Origin of the sequence: Streptomyces sp. TLI_146 (assembly GCF_002846415.1) — a bacterium.
In the GTDB taxonomy this organism is placed as follows: Bacteria; Actinomycetota; Actinomycetes; order Streptomycetales; family Streptomycetaceae; genus Streptomyces.
Map to the genome: position 1 here is coordinate 229,445 of NZ_PJMX01000001.1, position 21,280 is coordinate 250,724.

Below are 21,280 nucleotides of genomic sequence, written 5' to 3' on the forward strand. Positions count from 1 at the left end.
GGAATGGATCACTGTGATGACCTGTGACCTCGGCCTGGCTGAAACGTAGTGCCAGACTGCCCCCTGACTCAGCGCCACAGACCGAACCTTCACCACCCCGGCACCGGCATCATTGCCCGACGTTCCCCTCTCTCCAGAGGCCGCAGACCAGGTCGGCACGACGGTCGGTGAACAGCCCGAGCGCAATTCGGTACTCGATGAAAGTAGATCTCGCAGCAAAGACAAGCAGCAGAGGGCCAGGGGCTTCCAGAGCCCATCGCGGGTCTACCTGCTGGAGGCTATCGCCGCAGCCCCTCCCCTCCCCCTGGAAGCGCGGCGTCTTTTCACCGAATCGACAGGGCTCGATAGTGCGCGGGTCGACAGCTTCGCCGGGGGCGCCCTGCTGGCAGAAGCCATCAGGTTCGCTGTCGCGGTCGGGCAGCAGGAGGAAGAAGACCCGGCGTAGCTGGAGGCCGCTGTCGGGGTCGGCTTCGGCCTCGGGGGCCTGACCGCCTCTTACTCCCGCTGGTTCGGCCCGCAGGCCAGATCAGCCAGATCGACACGGCAGCGTCCGGCGCCCAGGACGTGTTGTTGGGGCTGTCAACAGCACGTCCTGCCCCGGAGGGGATGCTTCCTCGTCATCACTCACTGGCAACGGACGGACCGTGCCAGATCGTGTCCCTTGTCGTGGTGTAAGCGATCTACGAGTGGGAGTGCGCGGGCGTGTGCCCGGGGCGCACACCTGATGTGGGTTGCTGCTCCCTGACGACAAGGCGGGCCACCGTGTAACTCTCCCCTCTTTGTACTTGAGCTGTCGGAACCCGGGATGGCCACAGGGTTTGTTCTCGTGGCCGTGGCGCTGCCGCGAGCGGCGCTCCTGCTTCCTGCGGGAGTGCTGGTCGACCGCCTCGGTCCCTCCCGTGTCGCGTGTGGGGTCTTGAACATGGCGAAGACCTCCGGTGTGGTGGGAGCTGTCTAGGAACACACCGCACGGAGGTCTCCGTGTCCCACCGTAACGCCCGGCTGACCCTTCACGGCAGACGCCTGCTGGTTCAACGTGTCGATTCGGGCCGTCCCGTCGCGCACTTGGCCGCCGAAATGGGCATCTCGCGGGCCACCGGCCACAAGTGGGTGAACCAACGGCGGGCGGAGGGCGAGGAAGGGCTGCACGACCAGTCCGGCCGGCCCTGGACCACCCCCCGCGCCCTCGTGGATGCCCCTGGACATGCCACTGCCCGCCCCTGTCGAACGGGTTTCCATCGGCCGCGCAGGATCCCCACGGCGTACTCGACACGGCTGATGGAGCAGGCCGAGACCGGCGAATCGGCGGGGCGGGAGTCAGGGGTCGTGGCGCCGGGAACCGTTCTCTGCGGAGGATTCCTGTGAGGAGTGGTGAGTCGTCAGGGCGGCTACCAGGCGTCGGTTGGCCTCGTGGGGTGTCATGCCCCAGTCCCACTCGGTCTTGTGCAGGCGCAGGGAGACCACGCCGTGCCAGGCCGACCACAGCAAGAGCGCCGCGGCGAAGGGGGCCTGCGGGTCGACGCGACGGGCGAGTTCCACGATGCGCTGCTGCAGGCGGGGCCCGTGTTCGGCGCGGGTGGGGGGAAGCTCGTCGTCGCTCTCGAAGAGCAGCTGGTAGGCACCGGGGTGCTCCAGCGCCCAGGTGATGTAGGCGTCGCCTGCGACGACCAGCCGGTCGGTGTCGTCGGGTGCGCTGTCCAGCGCCGCTTCGACCGTGCTGATCAAGGAGGTGTACTCGGCGTCGAGTACGGCCGAGCGCAGGTCTGCTTCCGAAGGGAAGTGCCAGTAGACCGCGGACGGGGCGACCTGGCAGGCCCGCGCGATCGAGCGCAGGGACGGGACGGCGACGGGCTGCGGCTGCGCCAGCATCTTCACCGCGGCGGCGACGAGATCGCCGCGCAGGTCGCGGCGATATTTGGCGTTGGTTCCTTCTCGGGATCTGCTCACTCATCCATTGAACACCTGTTCATTGTAGGCTTCAATGAACAGGTGTTCAGGAAGGGATGCGGCGATGCTCACGCTCATGACAGTGATCCGCAAGCGGCCCGAGGTCTCCACGGAGGACTTCCGCCGCTTCATGGAGCACGAATACGGACCGACCTACGCGGCCCTGCCCCAGGTGAGGGAGTACGTGCAGTACTACCTCACCGACACGGTGAGCGACGGCGCGGAAGAACCCATCGACGCGATCGTGCGGATCAGCTTCGACTCGCAGTCGGCGATGCGCGAGGCGCTCGCGACGCCGGAGTACCAGCGGGCCCGCGAGCTGCGCGGGGCCTTCATGCGGGAGGCGTCCACCGGTATCCATTCGGCGGTCCTGGACCGGCAGGTGCAGCTGGTCTAACGGGAGATACCTCGATCACGCTGCGCTGGCGATCAGGTCCTGCGACAGGTCCCACAGGCGCCGCGCGCCCGCCGGGTCGAGCGCGTAGCGGGCGACGCCGTGCAGGGTGCCGGAGCGTCGGTCTACGATCTCGGTCTCGTTGCAGTCGACGAAGTAACGGCCGCCGATGCCTTCGAGCAGCGGCGAGGTGGCCAGGAGCGCTGACGTGGCGGCGCCCTGTTCCACGGTCTTGATCAGCTCGGCGGGGACGCGGCCACTGCCCCGGCCGCCGGTGTGCCGCTGCAGGTTCGTGTAGATGGCGCCCGGCATCAGGGCGTTGGCGGTGATGTTGTCGTCGGCCCAGCGTCGGGTCGCCTCCACCGCGAACAGGACGTTGGCCGTCTTGGACTGTCCGTACGCGAGCCACGGGTCGTAGGGGCGGAAGGCGAAGTTGACGTCGTCCCACACGACCGGTGACTGCTGGTGGCCGGTGGAACTCACCACGACGATACGGGCGTTGCCGTCGGCTGCCAGCGCGCTGTGCAGTCCGCTGGCGAGGGCGAAATGGCCCAGGTGGTTGGTGGCGAACTGCCATTCCCAGCCCTGCTCGGTGTACTGCTCGGGGCAGGCCATGACGCCCGCGTTGTTCACCAGAACGTGCAGCGGGCCATGCCAGGCGGCGGTGAAGGCCGTGATGGAAGCGGGGTCGGTCAAGTCGAGATGCACAGCCCGCACGTCCTGGTTGCCGGTCGATCCGGTGATGCCCTTGGCGACGCGTTCGCCCGCCGCCACGTCCCGCACGGCGAGGGTGACGGCCGCGCCGGTGGCCGCCAGGACGCGGGCCGTCTCCGCCCCGATGCCGGAGGAGGCGCCGGTGACGACGGCGCGGCGGCCGGAGAGATCGACACCTGACACGACCTCGCCGGCGGTGCTGACGAAACCGAACGGGGTGGTGAGGGCACTCATGAGGGGCTCCTTGCTGAAAAGGCTGGACGGTAAAGCGGCCAGGGGCGCTGCGGGCGGGCAAGAGCCGGTGCGGTCAGGGCACGAGCATCGCGTCCTGCTCGACCGGAGGCGTGCCGTCGTACCAGGGCAGGACCTTGCCGAAGCGCACCAACTCGCCGTAGAGCTCCGGGGCGACGTGCTCCGCGAAGACCAGATCGAGGACGGCCTCAGCGGCCCGGGCGGGCGACTGGGCCTGGCTGAAGTCGCTGAACCATGGGCGCGAGGTCGCCGTGTCGACCATGCCGGGGCAGACAGCGGCGACGAGCGTGCCGTCTGCCAGGTCCCGGGCGCGGCGTTCGGCGGCGACGGCGCGCACGGCGGCGACCTGGGCCACCTTCGAGGGCACGTTCAGCCACAGCGGCCAGCCGGCCTCCTGCGCGGTCTTGTGGTGGATGGCGCTGCGCCACGACTCCATGGCGTACTCGACCTGGTCCAGGCTCGCGCCGTCGAACAAGTGGTGCAGACGGCCGTCGAGGTGACCCAGCGTCCCCAGGCTGCTGGCCACGACGAGCAGGCGCCCACCGGGACGCAGCACCGGGCCGAAGGAGCGCAGCATCGCGTGCGTGGCGGTGTTGGAGACATCGATGAACTCATCGGCCAGCTCGGACTGCGACTCCTCGGGGAGCAATCGGGCGACCGCGTTGGAGATGACGATGTCCACCCCTCCGTGGCGGCCCCGCAGGTCCTCGGCGAGACGGGCGATGGCGTCGGTGTCCGTAACATCCAGGACCCGGCCCTCGACCCGGGCACGGGTGGCGGGCAGCTGCGCGACGTCCCGGGCGGCGTGCGCCACGCGCTGCTGACTGCGACCGGTGAGCAGGACCAGGTCCTGCGGATCCATGCGGGCCGCCAGCCCCTCTGCGAAGGCCCGACCGAGCCCCTGGTTGGCGCCCGTGACGAGGGCGATGCGTGAAGTGGTCATGCATCCACGCTAGGAACCCGTCATCCATGAGTCCAACGAGAGTTTGGAACAGCTAGCATGCGTAACCATCATGGACTTCACGGATGTGTCACTGACTGCGTTGCGCGTGCTGCGGGCCGTGGCCGAACAGGGAACCTTCACCGCAGCCGCGGCATCGCTCGGCTACACCCAGTCCGCGGTCTCCCGACAGATCGCCGCGATCGAGCGCGCGGCAGGCGCGGAACTGCTGGAGCGGCGGCGCGACGGGGCCCGGCTCACGCCCGCCGGTCGCGTCGTCATGCGCCGCGCAACGGTCGTGCTCGACGAGATCGCCGCGACCGCCAGGGAACTGTCGGGCCTGCCGGAGCAGACCGGAACGGTCCGGCTGGGGTGGGTGCCCAGCGCCGGTGCCGTGCTGGTACCCCGAGCCCTTGCCACACTGCGTGAAAGCGATCCCGCACTAGAGGTCGTCGGCCGCGAGGGCGGCACTCCGGCCCTGGTCCGCGCGCTACGGGCGGGCAGCCTGGACCTGGCCCTGCTCGCCTCGGCGCCACCGTTCCGCGCGCCGGACACCGAGTCGCCCCCACTGGCACTGCAGACACTCACCGAACGCCCGCTGCGTCTCGCGGTGCCCGCCACACACCCCCTCGCCCGCGGCACCTACGTAGACGTGACCGAACTGCGGGGACAGCGCTGGATCGCCGGCCCCTCATCAGGAGAGGACCGCCTGATGGGCGTGTGGCCGGGCCTGGACGAGCGCCCCGAGATCGCCCACACCGCCCGCGACTGGCTGGCCAAACTTCATCTCGTCGCCGCAGGGTGCGGACTGACCACCCTCCCCGCCTCGCTCGTCTCCGCAGTACCCCCCGGCGTGCGGGTCCTCCCCGTCCGCGGCGGCCCGCAAGAACAGCGGCGCCTACTCCTGGCCCGCCTGCCTCACCCGTCAACGCCGGCCGTGACACGGACGGTCGCCGTCCTTCGCGCGACGGCACTCGAGGTTCACACGCCCCATCCCACTGCTTGAGTACTGCCGTGCTGCGCCGGCCCGACGCGCACCACTCAGGACGTCTCGATCAGCTCCAGCAGATTCCCCTCCGGGTCGGCGACGTACGCGTAGCGCATGCCTTTACTGGCGCCGGGCGCAGGTTGGGAGACCGCAGCGGCCCCGCAGTCCTGCGTCAGGCGGGCGAACGCGTCGTCGAGATGCGGGACTTGAAGTGCCAGGTGAGTGAAGGTCTGCACGGCGGTGGCGGCAAAAGCATCGGTGTGCGAGACGGGGCGCGAACCGAACCGTTCGACGAACTCCACCCGCAGGCCCGCCGCATCACTCAGAACGACGGTACGGACTCCCGCTTCAGGTAGCTCCAGGCGCTCCTCCACCTGCGTGAGCCCGAACGCGTCGGCATACCAGGCTTCCTGCGCGGCAAGGTCCGCGACCGAGAGGCTGATGTGGTGAATGCGAGCAACGGACATAACGACCCGACCCCCATGGTTAATGGCATTTACCTGGTAAGCGATGTTAACCTATCGGGCATGGCCCCTCCAGTTACCCGACGTCCCGTCGGCCACCATCACGGCAACCTGCGTAACTCCCTTCTGCAGGCGTCCTTGGAGCTGGTCGGCGAGCGAGGTCCGCACGGCTTCACCCTGGCCGAGGCGAGCCGCCGGGCCGGAGTGAGTGTCGCGGCGCCGTACAAGCACTTCGCCGACCGGGACGCGCTGCTGGCTGAACTCGCCACACAGGGCTACCGCGAACAACGCCGTCGCTTCGCCGCGGCCGTGACGGGCATCGAAGACCCCGTCGAACAACTGGCGTCCTTCGCGGCGGCATATGTCAGATTCGCCGCCGAGGAACCCGCTCTGTTCGATGCGACCTTCAATGCCGGCCTCGACAAGTCCAGGTTCGCCGAACTGGCCGCGGCAGGCGACGAGGTAGCCCGCCTCCTACTGCCTGTGGCCCGACAGCTCATCTCAGACCCGGACGCCGCGTTCGACCTGCTGCTCAGGGTCGCCGCTGCCGCCCACGGCCTGGCCGTCTTCCTGCGGCAGGGCCTGTTCGGTGTGGGAAACGCCGCCCTCTTTGAGACCGAGGAGAAAGCCGCTCGCACGGCGCGGGCAATCGCGAGACAGGACGACCGCTCGTGATCGCCTGAAAGGTGAACCCTGGCGCGCAGCCTCAGGGCAAGGAGGGCAACGTTCGTGAGACCGACCCACCGGGACACGGAGCGCGACACAAGCTGAAGTCACAGGTCGCAGCATCGTCTTGGTACACGGCCCGTGAGATCCCACAACCGCCAGACTAAAACGGCGCGCTTGCCCCGGCACGCGCTGCGCCACTGCGTGAAGGCCCGAACCGTTGTGACTGAGCACTCGAAATGGCGGATGGCACTTGGTCTGGCGGATTGAGCATGCGGCGAGCGGGCCCTGCCGGCGGAGGGGCCGCGTACGAGCAAGGCGGGACGGGAGGGATCACCGTCCAGCTGGTCTCGCTCAGGCCCTGGTCGGGGCCCCGGCCTGGTGCATCGTCGCCTGTCTTGCCCTGAGTCTGAGCCTGGGAGCACTCCAGCTGCTCTTCCCGCAGGACTCGACCGACCGGCTGGCCTGGTGGCAAGACCGCCGCGCATACCTGCAGCAGCGCCGGATGCTGCGGGCCATCCCCCGCCGCGAGCCCGGTGAATGATCGCTGAGAGCGCCAGAGGCCGGTGGGTGCGGCTGCACGACATGAAGCCCCGGATCGGCTCCAGGCCTTCATATCGGCCCGGGCTCCCCGGGCCGACGGGGCTACCGGGCCGGGTGCTTGCACATCCGCCAGTAGCGGATGCCTGCCTCCGGGGACACGTGTATGCGGATCTGTGTGCGCCCCAGGTCGCTCAACGCGGTGTCCGCCGGGTTCGTGCTATCCGTCGCGGGCGGCTCGGCGGGCGAGCTCGGCGAGGTCAGGGGCCGTCCACTGCTGGCGGGCGCCCGCCCGGCGGGGAGGACGGGCCGGGAGCGCGGAGACGTCGGGCTGACTGGCGAGCCCTCATGGCGGGCCCTCAAAAGACCTACTGCCGCCGAGCTGAGCCGCGCAGACCCCCTGCTCAGATCCCTGTGTCGTCGGCGCTGGTCGGCAAGCGCCAAGTGGGGTCGGTGTGGATCTCCCATGACCGGTCCGTGACAGCACGGGTCAGCTCGGCGTCGTACTGATCGGCGTCGAAGTGGAAATCCAGCGGCAGCCGGTCTCGGTAGGGCCCCTCCCAGCCGCACCACACCACCACCCCTCCGCGGCGTTGCACCACTGCGGACAAATACCCGCAGCAGCCGCCGGTGCACTCGGGTTCGCCCAGCCTCAAGCGGCGGCCTGTGCGGGAAGTCGCGAGCGGACTGGGGCGGTCCGTCCGCAGCACGTCCCTCGCGAACGGCCCGCGCCCACCCTCGCCGACGGCCGCTTCCACTATGTCGCAGCCATCCACCCACAACCGCACCTGACAAGGCCACCGAGGCCCCGGCGACAACACGGTGATCCCGAACCGACTGAACACTCACTCACCCCCCAACCGATCAGCCTGACCTCGCGCGCCGCAGGCCCGCCACAGCGGGGCCCGCGAAGCAGCCCACGACCACACTTGCGACGATCACGCCGCCTACGCCGTAATGCGCGGCGGGCATATCAGGGCGGACTGCCTCCCTCAACGCCGCCGGTGTCGTTCGCATCGCGCTGTTCGACGCCCACCGCGACGACCCGGAGTTCGGCTACCGGTTCCTCGCCGATGAAGCCCGTGGTGCCGGGGCCGGGATGGCGGACCGGACCGCGTGGCGGATCTGCTGGGACGACCGCTGGTGGAGCGTGTTCGGGAAGAAGCGCGGCAGGAGCAAGAAGGCCGGCCCGCCGGTGCACGACGATCTCGTGAGCCGTGAATTCACCGCACCCGGCTCGAACCGGCTATGGCTCGCGGACATCATCGAACACGCCACCGGTGAAGGGGAGTTGTACCTCTGCGCGGTCAAGGACGTCTACAGCAACAGGATCGTGGGCTACTCCATCGACGCGCGGATGAAGTTCCGCTGGCCGTGACCGCTCTGGACAACGCCGTAGCCCGACGCGACCACGTCGACGGGTGCATTCTGCACAGCGATCGCGGATCGCGGTTCCGGTCCCGGAAGTTCGTCCAGGCCCTCGACCGTCACCGGATGACCGGCTCGATAGGGCGGGTCGGGGCGGCAGGCGACAACGCGGCCATGGAGTCTTTCTTCAGCCTGCTGCAGAAGAACGTCCTCGACCGCCGGGTGTGGGCCACCCGCGAGGAACTAGCGCCGACAGCCTGGTACTCCAGCCGTAGATCGCGATCTCGATGGTGAGGAGTGCCGAGGAGACAGGTGGCCGGCGTCGATCACCTGGAGGAGACCGACCACGCCATCGGGGGCGTCCCTTCCGCCTCGGCCTCCTATCGGACCTGCCGTGCAAGAACTGCTGGACCATCGCGTCGCGGTCGTTCGTTCCGCCCCCGGCCCCCGGCCCCCCTCAGGCGTGCTCGTCCGCATCCAGCTTCGCGAGGCCTTCCTCCCAGCGGTGCCGGCGTTCGTCACCCGTCTGCTCCCACCACCGAACGCCGCGTTCGCCCAGTGCAACCTTCGCCTGCTGCACATGAGCGCGTGCTGCCCGCTCCGCCCGCGCATCGCCGGAAGTCGTCGCGGATCGCACCGCGCGACGAGCCGCCATGAGGTGACGCCGAAGACGAGCAGCGACATCCGGAGGGATCAAGGGATCGGTCGCCCGCCATTTCCTGCCTCCGATCACGACGAAATGACTATCGGCAGTCGTCTCGGGCGGCTGATGCGCTTCCACCCCCACGATTCTGCTCCCACCACCGCCGAACTTCACGGCGCGGACGCGACACCCTTCGGCCGGTTCCCCTTCTCACGAGCCGCGAGCGTGTGCCCCCGCGGTGTCGGTTACGGTAGACGTATGTCTACGCCCCGAGTTTCCTAGCTGAGGACCCGCTTCCACGCCAGAAGTGTGTCCTTTTGCTTTCTCGGAGCGTTACCCCATGATCACTGTTCGCGATGTCGAGCTGCGCGCAGGCGCCCGCCTGCTGCTCTCGGACATTTCCTTCACCGTCTCCCCTGGTGACCGTATCGGCCTGGTCGGCCGCAACGGGGCGGGGAAGACCACCTTGATGACCGCCCTGGCCAGGCGTACCAGGCCCGCCACGGGGACGATCACGCACACCGGCCCGGTCGGGTTCCTCGCGCAGGACTCGCGCGCCGCCGCCCCCGCGACGACGGTCACCGACCGGATCCTGTCCGCTCGTGGCTTGGATACTGCGCTGTGCCGTCTGCGTACGGCCGGGGCCGCGATGGCCGAGGCCGTTGGCGACAACCAGCTGGAGCGGGCGATGCATGCCTACGCCGCGGCGGAGGCAGCCTTCCAGGCCGGCGGCGGGTACGCGGCCGAGGCCGAGGCTGCCCGCGTGGCGGCCGGGCTGGGGCTGCCCGAGCGGGTACTGGCCGAGCCGGTCGGCAACCTCTCGGGCGGGCAGCGGCGCCGGGTGGAGCTCGCGCGGATCCTGTTCGCCGGGCACGGCGGCGTACTGCTGCTGGACGAGCCGACCAACCACCTCGATGCCGATTCCCTCGCCTGGCTGCACACCTTCCTGCGGGAGTACCGGGGTGGTCTGGTGGTGATCAGCCATGACACCGCCCTGCTCGCCGCTGTGGTCAACCGCGTCTTCCACCTGGATGCCACCCGCGCGACGATCGACATCCACAACACCGGCTGGGAGGCCCACCTCGCCCAGCGTGAGGCGGACCGGCGCCGACGGGAGCGGGAGCGGTCCGCCGCCGAGCGCAAGGCCGCCGCCCTGCACGCGCAGGCGGACAAGATGAAGGCCCGCTCGGCCACCGCAGTCATGGCCCGCAGCATGGCCCGGCGCGCGGACCGCATGCTGGCGGGAGTGGAGCCGAGCCGCCGCACGGAGAGGACGGCCAGGATCCGGCTGCCCGAACCGCTGCCGTGCGGGCGGATGCCGCTGGGCGCGGTCAGCCTGGCCAAGTCCTACGGCAGCCACCGGGTGCTCGACCGTGTGGACCTGGCGGTGGACCGGGGCAGCCGGCTGGTCGTCCTCGGCCTGAACGGCGCGGGCAAGACCACCCTGCTGCGGCTGCTCGCCGGCGTGGAGCAGCCCGACGCCGGGCGGGTGGTTCACGGGCACGGGCTGCGGCTGGGCTACTTCGCCCAGGAGCACGACACCCTCGACCGCGGCCGCACGGTCCGCCAGCATCTGTCGGATGCCGCTCCGCATCTGACGGACGGCGAGGCCCGACGGGTCCTGGGCGCGTTCCTGTTCGGCGCGGACGACGTGGACAAGAACGCCGGCGTCCTGTCCGGCGGGGAGAAAACCCGGCTGGCCCTGGCCGGCCTGGTCCACTCCGGTGCGAACGTTCTGCTGCTGGACGAGCCGACCAACAACCTCGACCCGGCCTCACGCACCGAGGTCCTGGCGGCCGTCGGCGCCTACCCCGGCGCGATCGTGATGGTCACCCACGACGAGGGCGCCATCGACGCCCTCCGCCCCGACCGGGTCCTGCTCCTGCCGGACGCGGACGAGGACTTGTGGAGCGAGGACTACCGCGACCTGGTCGCCCTCGCCTGACCCGTTCCGTATCCACCGGTCGTTGGCCCGGTCCGGCGGACAGGCAGTGGAGCAGCTCCCGGCGAGAGGCTGCTCCACCTCCCCGCCCCCAGGCGGCCGTCGATCACCTTCGCCACCCGCACCGAGGCCCGGCTGAAGGTCGCCACGTGGATCTCCGGGTTCTACAGCACCCGTCGACTACACAGCGTGTGCGGGTACCGCAGCGCGATCGACTACGAACACGACCACCTGGCCGCCTCCGCTCTGGGGCTGGCCGCTTGGAAAATCTCCACAGCGCGGGCGGATTGACACCTGCGCGGCCACCTGCTGGCACGGCCGAACCTGATACCACTCCTGCACGGCCCGCAGGGGTTCGGACCCAGCGCCCGCCGCGGACGGGACCAGGCCCTCGGCGGCGAGAGGCCGCGAGTCGGTGGTACTCGGCACGTCTTGGACGCCCCGATGGGCCATGAGCACCAGGATCAGACCGTCGACGACAAAGCCGGGACGCGGCCGGCCGGCCTCCTGGGCACGGCGAGACAGCTCGGCCACCGCACGCAGGGCTGTCTCTCGGCCGGCGGCCGGGTCCATGGCTTCGGAGGGTGGAAGGAGAAGATCAACGCAGGGACCGGATCGCTGGGCTCGCGGCGACCAGGGCGGCGCACGCCAGGACGGCGCTCCCGCAGACCAGGAACAGCGCCGTCGTGCCGTACGGCAGCAGGACGCCGGCCAGCACGTAGGAGAACGGGTCGAACGCCACCGTGGCCAGCACGACGAGGCTCAGCACTCGGCCCAGCAGTTGCTTGGGCACCCGCTCCTGCAGCGTCGCCACGATGACCACCCCGAGGAAACCGGACCCCAGGCCGATGAGCGAGACGACCGCCGTCGCGGCAATCACATGGGCGACGGCGGCGAGTCCAGCCATGCCCGCCCCGATCGCGGCGACCCCGCCGACCACGGTCCAGCCGCGCCGGGCGGGCGGCCGCCACCCGGCGATCAGGGACCCGGCCAATGATCCGGCACCGAAACCGGAGAGCACGATGCCCAACGCCCCGGCCCCACCGAGGCGTTGATCGGCGAGCACCGCGCCGCCCACCAGCACCGGGCCCACGACCGTGATGTTGATCAGGGCGATCGCCGCCAGCATTCCCCGCACCAGCGGTTCATGCCAGGCGTATCGCAAACCCGCGCCGAGGGCACGTGCACTGCTGTGCTGCTCGCCGTCGATGACGTCAGGACCGGCATCGTCCCCGGCACCTTCGTCACGTCGCACCACGCGGATGAGCCTGCTGAGCGCGGCGGCAGCCAACGCGGCCAACGCGACGATCACACCGAGGGTCGCGTTGAAGCCCACTGCGGCGATGGCTCCGGCGGCCACCGCCGGGCCGACCAGATCGCCCCCCGACTCCGCTCCCTGCACCAGCGCGTTGACCCGGGAGAGCCGCTCGGTCGGCACGACGGCAGGCACCAACGCCAGGGCCGCCGGGAAGTACGCCGCGTCGGCGGCACCGAGCAGCCCGCCGAGCAGCGCGACCGCCATCACCGATGGCGAGTTCGAGGTGACCAGGACGCCGAGGACGAGCAGGACCGCGACCCGGAGCCAGGCGGCACTGGCCACGACACGTGCGGGACCGATCCGGTCGACCAGCACTCCCGCAGGAAGCAGCAGCGCTGCTCGCGGCAGCGCCACGGCCACGAGAACCAGCCCCGTGGCGATCCCGGGTTGTGACAGTTCGAGCACGAAGAGCGTGAGCCATATGAGGAACAGCGCATCGACCACGGCCGCCAGCCCTTCACCCACGACCAGGTGGCGTAGACGCGGATCGCCCAGCGGTTCACGCGGAAAAGCAGGGGCGGTCGGCTCCGTCGTCATCGCCGACCCCCCGGACTGCCGAGTGGACTGGCCCCGAGTGCAGGACTCCCCGGCTTCAACGCCGGACCGTGTAACGGGCCTGGCCTTCCCCACTGGGTCGGTGGCAGGCAAGTGCCGAAAACCAGACACGTACAAGTACCCACCGGTCGACACGAAAGGTCCAAGGCCGACACCCCGCCCGGCCCTGTGCCAAAGACCCACGCTTTGTCGCTGCCTGGGGCCGGAACGCCACCATGGTGGGCGACGTGCGCACCGCACCGATGTCCAGCCCCACCCGGTGGCTGCCCCCGCCACATCGCCTTCCGCAGCCCAACAAGTCTCCGTGTCCGCGCCCCGGCACAGGCACGGACGACCCCGTTGGGCAGCCGCGATGCTTGCCAACCCGAGCCCGGTGATGCGACGCGCGTCCGCAGCGCCCGTGAAATACCCTCGTCCTCGCTGCCGTTGAGGCGCGGCGCACACCGGCACGGCCCCTCGTCACCCATACCTCCATGCCCCGCGCTGTGTTCCTCCCGCAGACGGACGAGAACGACTTCACCACCGGGGACACCAGCCTGACGGCGGCATTGCGCGTGGCGAGGCACGCGTCCACGTCCATCTCGCGCGCCAGGCAAGGCCGACTGGCCTTCGTCTCGCCGGGAACAGCACCGGGCAGGCAACACCCTCAGGCCGGGCATGCGGTATCCAGGGCCGGACGTGGCCGACTCACCCGCACACTCACCCGCACACGCGGCACCTGCGGCGTCACCGCCGACGTGTTCGCGCCCGGTGGTGCCGAGACGGCCATCACCCTGCCGCTCACTGATCAACAATATGAACACATCCAGTCGCAGATTCCGGTGGTACGCGCTGCTCCGCCAGAGAGGATCGCGGCCGCGGAACGCTTCCTCTTCAGTGATCTCGCCGCACACGTCAGTCACAGGAGCTGTTGTGGCGCTGGTCGACGGGAGGCGGTTGATGGGACGTCAGCCGCCACCCGGTGGCGGCCCCTCAGCATGACCGGCGCGGTCCGCGCTGCGTGGCCCTATGCGATGTGCGTGCCCCCGTCGACCACCAGGGTGGTGCCGGTGACGTAGGACGCCGCGTCGGAGACGAGGAAGACCAAGGCCGCGGCAAGTTCCTCGGGTTGCCCAATGCGGCCCGAGAGCACCCGCGGCATCATCGCTTCAAGGTAGCCGTCGGCATAGCCGTCGGTCATCGGCGAGGTGAACAGGCCCGGCGCGAGGGCGTTCACACGGATGCCCTTGCTGGCGGTCCACTGCTGGGCGAGATCGCGGGTGAGCCCGAGGAGCCCGGCCTTCGACGCCGAGTAGGCAGCCTGCGGCAGACCGCCCGTGACCAGCGCCAGCACGCTCGACACATTGACGATGGCGCTACCGGGCGCCATCACCGCGCCCGCGGCCTGGGCCATCCAGTAGGAGCCGTTGAGATTGATGTCGATGACCTCGCGGAACTGCTCCGGTCTCTCCTCCTGCGCGGGTTGTTCGCTGCTGATCCCGGCGTTGTTGACCAGGATGTCCACCCGCCCGAGTGCCTGCACAGCTGCCTCGATCAGCGCACGGCAGTCCTCCGGCTTGGCAATGTCGGTACGCACGGCGACGGCCCGGCGGCCCAGCTTCTCGACGGCCCTGCCCACGGCCTCCAGCCTTTCGGTGCGCCGTGCCGCCAGCACGACATCAGCGCCGGCCTCGGCCAACGCAGCAGCGAAGGCGATACCCAGCCCGGAGGAGGCCCCGGTGACCACGGCGACGCGACCGTCGAGCCGGAAGCGATCGAGGACGCTCATGGCCGCCCGCCCCTATGCGGAACCATTCTGCGCACGGCGCATCCTCCCGAAGCGGTCTTGTTCGTATGGGAAACGGTCCGTGGGCTGATCGAGCACTCGTCGATCACATACGTACGGCAGGCACCGTGCTGCGCAGACGACCAGGACAGGTGACCGGCCAACGACAACCGGAGCGCGCCGAGCCGTGCGGCGGCTGGGTCGTCCGGCAGCGGTCACCGGTGGTTGGCGATGTAGCGCACCACGTCGCCGACCGTCCTCAACTCCGCGACCTGGCCGTCCGGGATCTTCACCTCGAACGCGTCCTCGACCACCACGGTGATCTCCACCATCGACAGGGAGTCGATGTCGAGGTCGTCGGTGAAGGACTTCTCGGCGGTCACTTCGGCGGAGTCGACGCCGGCGACCTCTTCGACAATCTTGGCAAGAGCGTTGAGCAGGTCGGTGTCGTTCACCAGTGGTTCCTCCTTCGTGGGATGGGGTCGGCGTGAGTCGGCCACCGCACGCCCTGGAGCGCCGGTGGGCCGACGCGACCGGTCGCGCCCGTCGATCATCGGTTCGCGCGGCGGGCCTCGGTGGGGACGTCAGAGTCCGAGGCGCCGTCGGTAGGTGAGGAGGGTGCGCAGGAAGCCGTCCATCTGCTCCTCGGTGTGGCCCGCGTGCGGGAACAGGCGCAGCAGCGCCTGGTTGCGTGCGACGGCCGGGTAGGAGAAGACGGGGACGAGGTAGCCGTCCTCGACGAACCACTCCCGCATCTGCAACGCGGCGGCGTCGTTCCCGATCGGCACCGAGAGCATGTACGACTTGGTCGGCGTCGTCGGCGTGCCGGCCTCGTGCATCTGTCGGCGAAGACGGGCGGCATGGGCCAAGTAGTCGTCGACGATCTTCGGATTGGCGGCGAGGGCGTCGATCGTGCGCGTGGCGGCGTAGGCGGTGGGGGGCTGGATAGCGGCCGTGAACATCGAGGTGCCGGAGAGCAGTTCGAAGGCGTCGATGGCCGCCGCCGGCCCGGCGATCGCGCCGCCTTCCAGACCGATGGCCTTCGACAGCGCCACCATGACGAAGTCGGCCCGCTCCCGGATCGCGGCCGCCTCCCGGGCGTACGGACGGTTCTCGGGTCCGTACACCATGAAGCCGTTCGCGTCGTCGATCATGCTGATGGCGCCGTGCCGATCGCACTCGTCGAAGATCTCCACGATCGGTCCCATGGTGCCGTCGGCCGAGTAGATGCTCTCGGCGATCACCACGGTCTTGCCGGGCCGGATCCGGCCCAGGATGCGTGCCAGGTCGGCGGCGTCGTTGTGCCGGAACGCGTGGACGTTGCGGCCGTAGCCGAGTCCTTCGACGCCCTTCCAGATGCTCCAGTGGACGTCACGGTCGACGACGAAGACGGTGTCATGGTTGCGGACCTCGATCCCCGTGTCGAAGTGCGCGGAACTGCTCATGGCGTGGACGAACCCGATGTTGGCCAGCAGTCCCGTGGCGAAGCTGATGGCTCGCTCTTTGCCGGTGTGGCGGGCGATCGTCTCCTCAAGGACTTGGTGCGGGCGGCAAATCCCTTGGGTCATCCTGGATCCGCTGGTGCTCAGGCCGTGCGCGAGCGCCCCCTCGGCGAAGTGACGTTGTACCGGGACGTGGCGTTCCAGGTCGAGGAAGCTGATGCTGGCGAAGTTCACCAACTGGCGGCCGTTGCGGATGATGGTCGGCCCGACGGGGCCGTCCACCACCGGTGGGCGGTAGGCGGTTTCGTGGGTGTTCGCCTCGACGAAGGCGGCGAAGGCCCACGGGGCCAGGCGGTCCACCGAGGTCGCGGGAGTGTGGTGCGCGGTCATGGTGAGGTTTCTCCTCCACGGTGGGCGCAGGGCAGTATGGGCTCCAGGGCTGCGGCGAGGTGGCCGAGCGAGGCCGTTCCGATCATTTCGTCCGACGCGATCCCGGTGAAGCCGGACTGGTGGAGTAGTGCCAGGAGACTGGGGATGGCGACCAGGGTGACGCCGTGGTCGGCGAGACTACGGTTCATGTCCACCGCGTTGGGGCCGTCGAACGAGCGGATCGCCGGACTGCGGGGTCCGACTGCGGCCACAGCGGTGGCGAGGGCCCATTCGGGCCCCGTCGTGGGCGGGCGCGACGGGACCCGCGGGGTTCCCCTGCTGGCATTGGCGGTGCGGGACCGATCAGACGGCCGACCGGCTTCGAGGCTGCTGGCCGGGATCAGGACATAGCGGCCGGGAGCCAGGACACCGGGCACTTCCCCGAGGTGGTCCAGGACGTAGCGGTGCAGGTCGGCGGCGGTGACGTAGGGGGCGGTGCGCGTGTGCGCGACGAGATGCGGTGGCTCGTCGCCTTCCCCCGGGGTGTCCCCGCTGGTGGCCACCGTCACGTCGAGCACTCCGGGGTGGCCGCGCAACACATCTTCGACCTTGGCCAGGCACACCCATCCCTGCGGGGCGCGCCACCATCCCGAGGCCGCAGGTGCGAGCGCGCGTGCCGGGACCGGGCACGCGCTACCGTCGGCGAGCGCGCGCAGGAGACCACACAGTCGGGCGGGCAGAGCTGCGGCCTGCCCGGCGTCGAGGAGGTGGTCCCCAACGGTGACATCGAGGGTGACCACTCCCCCATCGCGGCTGAAGTCGACGTACAGCGTCTCGCAGGGCTCGTCGGGCGCGCTGTTGATCCAGGTGGCGGACCCGTCCGGCGGAGTGTGCGGCACGGGAACAAGGTAATCGCGTGGCCACGCATAACAGTTGTACTCGATGGTCGGTACGCTCACGACGCCGCGGCGGCGGTCCATGCGGGCCTGGGCGGCGACCAGCTCTGCGGGCCGCCACTGACCGTGCCGGTAGGCGGCGACGCAGGCGTCGACGACGGAGGCGACCACCTCGCCGAACTCCGCGCCCGGCCGGAGATCGATCTGTACCGGAACTGTCAGGGCCCGCACCCCGATGCTGCTGCGCAGCGCGGCTCGGGTCCGGTTGGAGACCACGACGGAGGCGAGGAAGCGGTGTTCGCCGGTGCGGGTGGCGACGTCGTGGGCCAAGGCCGCGAGCACCACGGCCTCCGGGCTGGCCCGGTAGTGCCGGGCGACGCGGTCGAGGTCGTCGTACGCGGCCACCGAGCGGTGCTGGAGGCGGTGGCGCCCGTTGCCGTCGGCGGTCCCGCCGAATGGGGCCAGCACGCCGGTCGGGTTGGTCTCGAAACGCATGAGCCACTCGCGCTCCGCCGCACGGGCGCGTTCCAGGTTCTGGCCGGCGAGGGTGTCGAGCGGGTGCGTGGACGTCTCCGCCGGTGCGTGGTCGCCGCGCAGTTGAGCGTGCAGTTGGTTGATCAGTTCTGCCAGCCCCCAGCCGTCGATGAGCACGTGGTGGGCGGCCAACAGGACCGCACGGGGCCTTCCTGCCTCCAGCAGCACTCTGGCGCGCCAGGGCGAAGTTCGCTCGGGATCTATCGGGCAGGCGGCGAGCGCTGCCGTGGCGACCTCCAGGGTGGCGGCATCGACGGCGGGGATGTCGACGATGTCGACCGGCAGCGGGGCCCAGTCCGCGCGGTGGACGTGTTGGACCGGCCAGAGCGAGTCGATGGTCGTGCGCAGTGCCTCGTGGCGGACGGTGAGGGAGGCGAGCGCCGCGTGGACGTCGGCCAGGGTCGCGGTGGGCGGGACGTGGCAGTGGTCGGCGAGCGGTGTCGGGTTCACGCGCCGTGGTGCGGGAATGGTGCGCTCGAACCAGTGCCACTGCTGGATCCATGTCAGCGGCCCGCTGCGGGTGACGGAGGCGGGGGGCGGGGTCGGTTCCGGCAGATGGTGCACGGCCCGGGGCCTCATACGGCTCGGACCACGAGAGCGGCGTTGTGGCCGCCGAAACCGAACGAGTTACTGAGGGCTGTCCGTAGGCCCTCGTGGTGCTGCGTGTGGTGCGGTACGAAGTTGATGTCCGGGTCGATCGGCTCGTCGCAGTTGATGGTTGGCGGGACGTCACCCGTGCGCAGGGCCTGGATCGACGCCACGAGCTCGACTGCTCCGGCAGCCCCGATCATGTGCCCGGTCATGGACTTGGTGGAGCTGACCGGGATCCGGGTGACCCGGTCGCCAAGGGCCTTGTGCAGGACGGCTGTTTCGGTGGCATCGTTCAGGAGCGTTCCGGTGCCGTGCGCGTTGACGTAGTCCACGTCCTCCCCCGTGATCCCCGCGTCGCGCAGCGCTGCCTCGACGGCGAGGCACGCGCCCCGTCCCTGCGGATGCGGGGCGGTCCAGTGATGAGCGTCGGAACTCGCTCCGTAGCCCGTGAGTTCGGCCAGAGCCGTCGCCCCTCGCCTGTCGGCCACCTCTGCGGCCTCCAGCACCAGCACGGCGGCTCCCTCACTCATCACGAACCCGTCGCGGTGCGCGTCGAACGGCCGGCACGCCGCGGTCGGGTCGTCGTTGCGTCGGGACAGCGCGCGGGCGTTGCCGCTGCCCGCGAGGTCGACGGCGGTGACACACGCGTCTGCGCCGCCGACCAGGACGACGTCCGCCTCCCCATGGCTGATCATGCGCATCCCCGCGCCCACCGCGTCGGCGCCGCTGGCGCACGCCGTGCTCTGGGCACGGCTGGGCCCCTGAGTACCCAGTCGCATGCTGATCTCGCAGGCAGCGCTGTCCATAGCGGTCGTGACCTGCGCAAAGGGGCTGATGGCCCGTGGTCCTTTGTCACGCAGGGTGTTCGCGGCACGGTAGATCGACCCCACCGGGCCGTAGCCACTGCCGATGACTACCGCGACCCGCGGCGCCAGGCGGTCATCGACGACGAGCCCGGCGTGCTCGCACGCCTCCAGCGCCGCGGCCAGGGCATACTGCGCGTACGGGTCGGCGCGCCGACTGACCGTCGGGGGCATGTAGCGGCCGGGGGTGAAGCCGCGGACCTGGCCGCCGATGCGCACGTCGAGGTCGGTCACATCCACCGTCTCGACAGTGGCGATGGCGCTGCGCCCGGCCAGCATCGCCGTCCACGTCTCGTCGACGCTGTGGCCCAGCGGCGTCACCGCCCCGTACCCGGTGACCATCACCCTGCGCCGACCCCGGCTGCCCCTGGTGTCACCTGGCTCCCTTGCGTCTGTCACTGCGGAACCGCCTCGGCATCGCGCAGGGGCGGGCAGATGTCGTCGGGGGCGACCGGCACCATGAGCACGGCCGTGCCTCCCTGCGCGCAGAACCGTCGCGCGGCAAGAATCTCCTCGGTCAGCACGGACTTGTCGCGCAGCACTCGATAGTGATGGTCCGGCCCGTCCAGCGCAGGCGGCGGCGCGCCCGGGCGGATGAAGGGATGGCGTTCGCCATCGAGGCCGAGGCGGGCGCGTTGGGCGTCCAGCCAGCCGTAGCCGCCGTTGCACAGCACCACATACAGAACGCCGCCGTGGGCCGGAGCCGCGGCGGCGATATCCGCGCGGGCCGCGAGGAACGCTCCGTCCCCGATGAACGCGGTGACCTCGTGGTCCGGGGCGGCTCGTTTGACCCCAATGGCCGCGGCCGCTCCGAAGCCCAAGGGGGTCTGCTCCGACGGCACGATGGACCCGCCACCGGCGTGGAAGGGGAAGCAGTAGGACCACATGTCCTGCAGTCCGTTCTCCTGGACCAGCACACGGGGCTCACCGGCGGTGGCGTCGAGCGCGGCGAGCAGCTCAGCAACGCGGATCCCCGGCAGCGTCGCCGCGCGGGCCAATTCCGCTTCCACCTCAAGCGACATGACCTTACGGGCGACGTCGATCGCGATCGTCCACGCCTCGGCCGCGTCTGTGTGCTCGGCCGTGCGGTCTTCATCCAGCGCCTGCGACCAGCCCAGCACGGCATGCCGGGCGTCCCCGAGCACGCGCGGGCCCGAGAACTCGGCCGACAGCCCGCACGGATCGACGTTGACCTGCACCACCTTGGCCGAAGGCCATGGCGTTCCGCCTTCGACGACCGTCTCCTCGAGCCGCCCGGCGAGCGACACCACCAGGTCACACGATGACCACAGCTCACGGGCGGGGGCCGTGGCGTAGAGGCCAGCCACACCGCAGAACAGCCGGTGGTACTCGTCGACGGCACCGCGGCCGGACGCGGTGGTGAAGAGCGCCGCGCCGAGGCGTTCAGCGAAGCACTCGACCACACCGCCGTCGTTGCGGTGCCGCATTCCGCCGCCCACCAGCACCACCGGACGCCGACTCGCGCGGATCGCCGCCAGCGCCGGTCCCGGCGTCACGGGACCGGGCTCAAGGACCAGTGGTTCGGGCAGCGTTGGCTGGGGTCCGGAGAAAACGATCTCCGCCGTGCGGACGTCATCGGGCACCTCCAGGTACACGGGTCCCGGTGGCGGCCCGAATGCTCGGGTCAGCGCCGTCACCGTCGAGGGGACGACCCGGTCCGGATGTCCCACCCGGTGGGCCCATCGCACGAGGGGCGTTGTCACGGCGACCTGGTCGAGTTCCTGAAACCCGCCGCTGCCCCGGCGCCGTTCGGGCACGCCTGCGGCGAGCACGAGGACCGGTGCACCGGACTCTCGTGCCTCAAGAAGCCCGGTGGCCGCGTGCGTGACAGCCGGTCCTTTGCCCAGGGCGCAGACGGCGAGCCGGCCCGACTGGAGCGCGTAGCCGGTCGCCATGTACATCGCGTTGCGCTGGTCACGGCACGGTATGAGGGCCACTCCGGCGCGGTCGAGGGCGCGCAGCAACTCCAGGTCGTCCCCGGGCAGTCCGAAGCAGGTGTCGACGCCGTTCGCCACCAGCAGGTCGACGATCGCGGACCACGCGCCGGCGTACCGCTTGCCCACCTGTG

At 70.2% G+C, this 21,280-nt stretch carries 18 protein-coding genes and 3 pseudogenes; 7 read left to right on the forward strand and 14 right to left on the reverse strand.

Annotation, left to right across the window (positions count from 1 at the left end):
- Positions 1-304: 304 nt before the first annotated feature.
- A pseudogene (locus tag BX283_RS41220) lies at positions 305-475 on the reverse strand (DUF6009 family protein); the annotation flags it as partial.
- A 506-nt stretch (positions 476-981) separates the two neighbouring features.
- On the opposite strand from BX283_RS41220, the pseudogene BX283_RS01030 reads away from it, so the two are divergent.
- Positions 982-1,179: pseudogene (locus tag BX283_RS01030) on the forward strand (helix-turn-helix domain-containing protein); the annotation flags it as partial.
- 138 nt (positions 1,180-1,317) lie between these two features.
- On the opposite strand, the gene BX283_RS01035 reads toward BX283_RS01030, so the two are convergent.
- Complete coding sequence (locus tag BX283_RS01035; RefSeq protein ID WP_101385802.1) at positions 1,318-1,947, reverse strand: TetR/AcrR family transcriptional regulator; 630 nt, start codon at positions 1,945-1,947, stop codon at positions 1,318-1,320.
- A gap of 76 nt (positions 1,948-2,023) precedes the next feature.
- Here BX283_RS01035 and BX283_RS01040 point away from each other — a divergent pair, with 76 nt between their 5' ends.
- Positions 2,024-2,344, forward strand: a complete 321-nt coding sequence (locus BX283_RS01040; protein ID WP_257581655.1) for an EthD domain-containing protein — start codon at positions 2,024-2,026, stop codon at positions 2,342-2,344.
- 15 nt (positions 2,345-2,359) lie between these two features.
- Here BX283_RS01040 and BX283_RS01045 read toward each other — a convergent pair whose 3' ends face one another.
- Entirely contained in the window at positions 2,360-3,289 is a 930-nt protein-coding gene (locus BX283_RS01045) for an SDR family NAD(P)-dependent oxidoreductase (RefSeq protein ID WP_101385804.1), read from the reverse strand.
- Between the two features lie 73 nt (positions 3,290-3,362).
- Positions 3,363-4,250, reverse strand: coding sequence for an SDR family oxidoreductase (locus BX283_RS01050; RefSeq protein WP_101385805.1), 888 nt, complete (start codon positions 4,248-4,250; stop codon positions 3,363-3,365).
- 70 nt (positions 4,251-4,320) lie between these two features.
- On the opposite strand from BX283_RS01050, the gene BX283_RS01055 reads away from it, so the two are divergent.
- Positions 4,321-5,253: a LysR family transcriptional regulator gene (locus BX283_RS01055; RefSeq protein WP_101385806.1), complete on the forward strand. Its 933-nt coding sequence runs from the start codon at positions 4,321-4,323 to the stop codon at positions 5,251-5,253.
- Positions 5,254-5,288: 35 nt separating this feature from the next.
- Here BX283_RS01055 and BX283_RS01060 read toward each other — a convergent pair whose 3' ends face one another.
- On the reverse strand, positions 5,289-5,702 hold the full coding sequence (locus tag BX283_RS01060; RefSeq protein ID WP_101385807.1) for a VOC family protein: 414 nt from the start codon (positions 5,700-5,702) through the stop codon (positions 5,289-5,291).
- 60 nt (positions 5,703-5,762) lie between these two features.
- Between BX283_RS01060 and BX283_RS01065 the strand changes: the two genes are divergently transcribed.
- Entirely contained in the window at positions 5,763-6,374 is a 612-nt protein-coding gene (locus tag BX283_RS01065) for a TetR/AcrR family transcriptional regulator (protein ID WP_101385808.1), read from the forward strand.
- Positions 6,375-7,309: 935 nt separating this feature from the next.
- Here BX283_RS01065 and BX283_RS41225 read toward each other — a convergent pair.
- Positions 7,310-7,507 carry a hypothetical protein gene (locus BX283_RS41225; RefSeq protein ID WP_257581657.1) on the reverse strand — a complete coding sequence of 66 codons (198 nt, stop codon included), beginning with the start codon at positions 7,505-7,507 and terminating at the stop codon, positions 7,310-7,312.
- 416 nt (positions 7,508-7,923) lie between these two features.
- Here BX283_RS41225 and BX283_RS41230 point away from each other — a divergent pair.
- Positions 7,924-8,567, forward strand: a pseudogene (locus BX283_RS41230) (IS3 family transposase); the annotation flags it as partial.
- Between the two features lie 163 nt (positions 8,568-8,730).
- Here the strand turns inward: BX283_RS41230 and BX283_RS01080 are convergent.
- Complete coding sequence (locus BX283_RS01080) at positions 8,731-9,054, reverse strand: hypothetical protein (protein WP_101392065.1); 324 nt, start codon at positions 9,052-9,054, stop codon at positions 8,731-8,733.
- 202 nt (positions 9,055-9,256) lie between these two features.
- On the opposite strand from BX283_RS01080, the gene BX283_RS01085 reads away from it, so the two are divergent.
- Positions 9,257-10,861, forward strand: a complete 1,605-nt coding sequence (locus BX283_RS01085; RefSeq protein WP_180356991.1) for an ABC-F family ATP-binding cassette domain-containing protein — start codon at positions 9,257-9,259, stop codon at positions 10,859-10,861.
- A 595-nt stretch (positions 10,862-11,456) separates the two neighbouring features.
- Here the strand turns inward: BX283_RS01085 and BX283_RS01100 are convergent.
- A complete protein-coding gene (locus BX283_RS01100; protein WP_101385810.1) occupies positions 11,457-12,713 on the reverse strand; it encodes an MFS transporter in 1,257 nt (418 codons plus the stop codon).
- A gap of 491 nt (positions 12,714-13,204) precedes the next feature.
- Between BX283_RS01100 and BX283_RS42340 the strand changes: the two genes are divergently transcribed.
- Complete coding sequence (locus tag BX283_RS42340; RefSeq protein ID WP_101385811.1) at positions 13,205-13,789, forward strand: SDR family oxidoreductase; 585 nt, start codon at positions 13,205-13,207, stop codon at positions 13,787-13,789.
- On the opposite strand, the gene BX283_RS01110 is transcribed toward BX283_RS42340, so the two are convergent.
- The 6 genes from BX283_RS01110 to BX283_RS01135 all read right to left on the reverse strand — a co-directional run bounded on the left by BX283_RS01110 (position 13,738) and on the right by BX283_RS01135 (position 21,275).
- On the reverse strand, positions 13,738-14,499 hold the full coding sequence (locus BX283_RS01110) for an SDR family NAD(P)-dependent oxidoreductase (protein WP_101385812.1): 762 nt from the start codon (positions 14,497-14,499) through the stop codon (positions 13,738-13,740). The two genes, BX283_RS42340 and BX283_RS01110, sit on opposite strands and share 52 nt — an antisense overlap.
- A 212-nt stretch (positions 14,500-14,711) precedes the next feature.
- A complete protein-coding gene (locus BX283_RS01115) occupies positions 14,712-14,954 on the reverse strand; it encodes an acyl carrier protein (RefSeq protein ID WP_101392068.1) in 243 nt (80 codons plus the stop codon).
- 126 nt (positions 14,955-15,080) lie between these two features.
- On the reverse strand, positions 15,081-16,328 hold the full coding sequence (locus BX283_RS01120) for an aminotransferase class I/II-fold pyridoxal phosphate-dependent enzyme (RefSeq protein ID WP_101385813.1): 1,248 nt from the start codon (positions 16,326-16,328) through the stop codon (positions 15,081-15,083).
- Entirely contained in the window at positions 16,325-18,301 is a 1,977-nt protein-coding gene (locus BX283_RS01125; protein WP_218976492.1) for a condensation domain-containing protein, read from the reverse strand. Before BX283_RS01125 ends, BX283_RS01120 begins: the two co-directional genes overlap by 4 nt.
- Positions 18,302-18,312: 11 nt before the next feature.
- The gene (gene fabF, locus BX283_RS01130) at positions 18,313-19,533 is read right to left on the reverse strand and encodes a beta-ketoacyl-ACP synthase II (protein WP_101385815.1); all 1,221 of its coding nucleotides are present in this window, start codon (positions 19,531-19,533) and stop codon (positions 18,313-18,315) included.
- A gap of 53 nt (positions 19,534-19,586) precedes the next feature.
- Positions 19,587-21,275 (reverse strand): thiamine pyrophosphate-binding protein, encoded by a 1,689-nt coding sequence (locus BX283_RS01135; protein ID WP_101385816.1) that lies wholly within the window; start codon positions 21,273-21,275, stop codon positions 19,587-19,589.
- Positions 21,276-21,280 lie beyond the last annotated feature (5 nt).

Excerpts from the sequence above, each read along its gene's own strand:
- BX283_RS01050 (WP_101385805.1), bottom strand. The coding sequence starts at position 4,250 with ATGACCACTTCACGCATCGCCCTCGTCACGGGCGCCAACCAGGGGCTC.
- BX283_RS01120 (WP_101385813.1), bottom strand. The coding sequence starts at position 16,328 with ATGACCGCGCACCACACTCCCGCGACCTCGGTGGACCGCCTGGCCCCG.
- BX283_RS01045 (WP_101385804.1), bottom strand. The coding sequence starts at position 3,289 with ATGAGTGCCCTCACCACCCCGTTCGGTTTCGTCAGCACCGCCGGCGAG.
- BX283_RS01040 (WP_257581655.1), top strand. The coding sequence starts at position 2,024 with ATGACAGTGATCCGCAAGCGGCCCGAGGTCTCCACGGAGGACTTCCGC.
- BX283_RS01100 (WP_101385810.1), bottom strand. The coding sequence starts at position 12,713 with ATGACGACGGAGCCGACCGCCCCTGCTTTTCCGCGTGAACCGCTGGGC.
- fabF (WP_101385815.1), bottom strand. The coding sequence starts at position 19,533 with ATGGTCACCGGGTACGGGGCGGTGACGCCGCTGGGCCACAGCGTCGAC.
- BX283_RS01060 (WP_101385807.1), bottom strand. The coding sequence starts at position 5,702 with ATGTCCGTTGCTCGCATTCACCACATCAGCCTCTCGGTCGCGGACCTT.
- BX283_RS01110 (WP_101385812.1), bottom strand. The coding sequence starts at position 14,499 with ATGAGCGTCCTCGATCGCTTCCGGCTCGACGGTCGCGTCGCCGTGGTC.
- BX283_RS01055 (WP_101385806.1), top strand. The coding sequence starts at position 4,321 with ATGGACTTCACGGATGTGTCACTGACTGCGTTGCGCGTGCTGCGGGCC.
- BX283_RS01065 (WP_101385808.1), top strand. The coding sequence starts at position 5,763 with ATGGCCCCTCCAGTTACCCGACGTCCCGTCGGCCACCATCACGGCAAC.
- BX283_RS42340 (WP_101385811.1), top strand. The coding sequence starts at position 13,205 with ATGCCCCGCGCTGTGTTCCTCCCGCAGACGGACGAGAACGACTTCACC.
- BX283_RS01085 (WP_180356991.1), top strand. The coding sequence starts at position 9,257 with ATGATCACTGTTCGCGATGTCGAGCTGCGCGCAGGCGCCCGCCTGCTG.